5 protein-coding genes and 1 pseudogene are annotated in these 3,050 nt (G+C 66.7%); all 6 read left to right on the top strand.

The window, feature by feature from the left end; all coding sequences use genetic code 11:
* The first annotated feature begins 199 nt into the window (after nucleotides 1-199).
* Nucleotides 200-1,039, top strand: coding sequence for a type I methionyl aminopeptidase (map, locus tag ACWEBX_RS38685; RefSeq protein ID WP_451889395.1), 840 nt, complete (start codon nucleotides 200-202; stop codon nucleotides 1,037-1,039).
* 238 nt (nucleotides 1,040-1,277) lie between these two features.
* Nucleotides 1,278-1,499 carry a translation initiation factor IF-1 gene (gene infA, locus ACWEBX_RS38680; protein WP_003948620.1) on the top strand — a complete coding sequence of 74 codons (222 nt, stop codon included), beginning with the start codon at nucleotides 1,278-1,280 and terminating at the stop codon, nucleotides 1,497-1,499.
* Between the two features lie 68 nt (nucleotides 1,500-1,567).
* Nucleotides 1,568-1,681, top strand: a complete 114-nt coding sequence (gene rpmJ / locus ACWEBX_RS38675) for a 50S ribosomal protein L36 (RefSeq protein ID WP_003998809.1) — start codon at nucleotides 1,568-1,570, stop codon at nucleotides 1,679-1,681.
* A gap of 217 nt (nucleotides 1,682-1,898) precedes the next feature.
* Entirely contained in the window at nucleotides 1,899-2,279 is a 381-nt protein-coding gene (gene rpsM / locus ACWEBX_RS38670; RefSeq protein ID WP_037626962.1) for a 30S ribosomal protein S13, read from the top strand.
* A 69-nt stretch (nucleotides 2,280-2,348) separates the two neighbouring features.
* Nucleotides 2,349-2,753 carry a 30S ribosomal protein S11 gene (gene rpsK / locus ACWEBX_RS38665; RefSeq protein WP_006376016.1) on the top strand — a complete coding sequence of 135 codons (405 nt, stop codon included), beginning with the start codon at nucleotides 2,349-2,351 and terminating at the stop codon, nucleotides 2,751-2,753.
* 177 nt (nucleotides 2,754-2,930) lie between these two features.
* Nucleotides 2,931-3,050 (top strand): annotated as a pseudogene (locus tag ACWEBX_RS38660) (DNA-directed RNA polymerase subunit alpha); the annotation flags it as partial.

Raw genomic sequence — 3,050 nt, 5'->3', positions numbered from 1 at the left:
AACCCTACATCACACATTCTTTCCCTCCCCCCCGCTCGTCCGTTCTGCGGCACCCTCACCGGGTGCCGCGGCCGACGTGCGAGGCGGGCAGGGCGAAGGTCCTGCGCGCGTCGGGGTCCCGGGACCCCGGGCGGGGTGGGTCGAGTCCCCCGTATCGTTGGAGTAGTCCGTTCTCCGGTCCAGAAAGGCCGCAGCCACCATGGTGCAGATCAAGACCCCCGAGCAGATCGCCAAGATGCGTGAGGCGGGGCTGGTCGTCGCGGCGATCCATGCGGCCACGCGTGAGGCCGCGGCGCCCGGCGCGACCACCCGGGATCTGGACGAGGTTGCGCGCAAGGTGCTGGACGAGCACGGCGCCAAGTCGAACTTCCTCGGGTACGGCGGTTTCCCGGCGACGATCTGCACCTCGGCCAACGAGGTCGTCGTCCACGGCATCCCGGACGACAAGACCGTCCTGAAGGACGGCGACATCATCTCCATCGACTGCGGCGCGATCGTGGACGGCTGGCACGGTGACGCCGCGTACACCGCGTTCGTCGGCTCGGGTCACGCCCCGGAGCTCATCGAGCTCTCCCGGGTGACCGAGGAGTCGATGTGGGCGGGCATCGCGGCCATGAAGGTGGGCAACCGCCTGGTCGACATCTCCCGCGCCATCGAGACCTACATCCGCCGCCAGCCGAAGCCGGGCGGCGGCAAGTACGGCATCGTCGAGGACTACGGCGGCCACGGCATCGGCACCGAGATGCACATGGACCCGCACCTGCTGAACTACGTCGAGCGCAAGCGCGGCAAGGGGCCGAAGCTGGTCCCCGGGTTCTGTCTGGCGATCGAGCCGATGGTGTCGCTCGGCACGCCGCGGACCGAGGTGCTCGAGGACGACTGGACCGTCATCACCACGGACGGGACCTGGTCCTCGCACTGGGAGCACTCCGTGGCGCTGACAGAGGACGGACCGCTCGTCCTCACGGCTCCCGACTGCGGCCGGGCGAAGCTCGCCGAGTACGGGATCACGGCGGCTCCCGATCCCCTCGCGAGCTGAAGCCCCCGCCCGCGGGGAGCGCGCCCGCGCTCCCCGCCGGCCGTGCACTCGGTCAGCCCCGCCCCTCGCGCATACCGCGCCGACGGGTGGGGCATCGTCATGAGTGGCGGGGAGGAATCGAGGCCAATTCGTCTTTCCGGGAGCCCTGACGTAGACTGACTCGTCGGCTCTCGTGCACCCGCATGTCTGCATGCGCTCGCACGAAGTCGATCAAGGTAGTCGATTCGAAGGGCGAAGCGTGGCCAAGAAGCAAGGTGCCATCGAGATCGAGGGCACTGTCGTTGAGTCTCTTCCGAACGCGATGTTCAAGGTCGAGCTCCAGAACGGCCACCAGGTCCTGGCGCACATCAGCGGCAAGATGCGCATGCACTACATCCGCATCCTCCCTGACGACCGGGTCGTGGTGGAGTTGTCTCCGTACGACCTGACGCGCGGCCGGATCGTCTACCGGTACAAGTAGATCTTGCCTTGCTCCGTGTCCCGGTTCCGGGGCGCGGGGGGTGGCACTGACCCGGAGAACCTCACCTAATGAAGGTCAAGCCGAGCGTCAAGAAGATCTGCGACAAGTGCAGGGTGATCCGCCGTCACGGTCGGGTCATGGTCATCTGCGAAAACCCGCGCCACAAGCAGCGCCAGGGCTGACGCACGACCGCACCTTCTGCATCCGCAGATACTTCGCGCGACGCAAGCAGTACATGTTCATACGCAGGATCCAGGGCTGAGTCTCATCAGGCCTGACACCCCCGGTCGGAGGCCGGGGACCCGGTTCGTACCGACTCCTCGATCCCTGGATCAGAGGACGACGGCGGGCGGGATCCGGTTCTGCGGAAGACCTCCGAACGACAACTGGAGCCATTGAATGGCACGCGTTTCCGGTGTTGACATCCCGCGCGAAAAGCGTGTGGAGGTCGCCCTCACCTACGTGTTCGGCATCGGCCGGACCCTTTCCCAGCAGACGCTGGCCGAGACTGGCGTGAACCCCAACACGCGCGTTCGTGACCTCTCCGAGGAGGAGCTGGTCAAGATCCGCGAGTACGTGGACGCCAACATCAAGACCGAGGGTGACCTCCGTCGCGAGATCCAGGGCGACATTCGCCGCAAGATCGAGATCGGCTGCTACCAGGGTATTCGTCACCGCCGTGGCCTGCCCGTGCACGGCCAGCGCACCAGCACGAACGCTCGTACCCGCAAGGGCCCGCGTCGCGCGATCGCCGGCAAGAAGAAGCCGGGCAAGAAGTAGTCCTCAGCGGACAACGCTTCATCAGCGGTCTTCGCTGTAGGACCGACCACCTCCCCGTAGGAGTAACAGATGCCCCCCAAGGGTCGTCAGGGTGCCGCCAAGAAGGTGCGCCGCAAGGAAAAGAAGAACGTCGCTCACGGGCACGCTCACATCAAGAGCACGTTCAACAACACGATCGTCTCGATCACGGACCCCGCGGGCAACGTGATCTCCTGGGCCTCCGCCGGCCACGTCGGCTTCAAGGGCTCGCGCAAGTCCACCCCCTTCGCCGCGCAGATGGCTGCCGAGTCGGCCGCCCGTCGCGCGCAGGAGCACGGCATGCGCAAGGTTGACGTCTTCGTGAAGGGCCCGGGCTCCGGTCGCGAGACCGCGATCCGCTCCCTCCAGGCCACTGGCCTCGAGGTCGGCTCGATCCAGGACGTCACCCCCACCCCGCACAACGGCTGCCGTCCGCCGAAGCGCCGTCGCGTCTGACGCACGGCCGCTCGGTCGTCGATCATGACGGCCCTGTGCTCGGTCAAAGGTTTTCGGGCGGTACGGCTCCGTAAAAGGGCCGTATCGCCCGTACCCTTGCTGTACCCGCCTCTTCGGAGGCGCGTTTTGTCGGGCGTCAAATAGCGGGCGTCCACGAATGAAGGATCTGATCACCACATGCTGATCGCTCAGCGCCCCTCGTTGACCGAAGAGGTCGTCGACGAGTTCCGCTCCCGGTTCGTGATCGAGCCGCTGGAGCCGGGCTTCGGCTACACCCTCGGCAACTCCCTGCGCCGC

The sequence above is a fragment of the Streptomyces sp. NPDC005070 genome (genome assembly GCF_053600395.1).
This window is presented reverse-complemented; position numbering and strand designations above follow the sequence as displayed.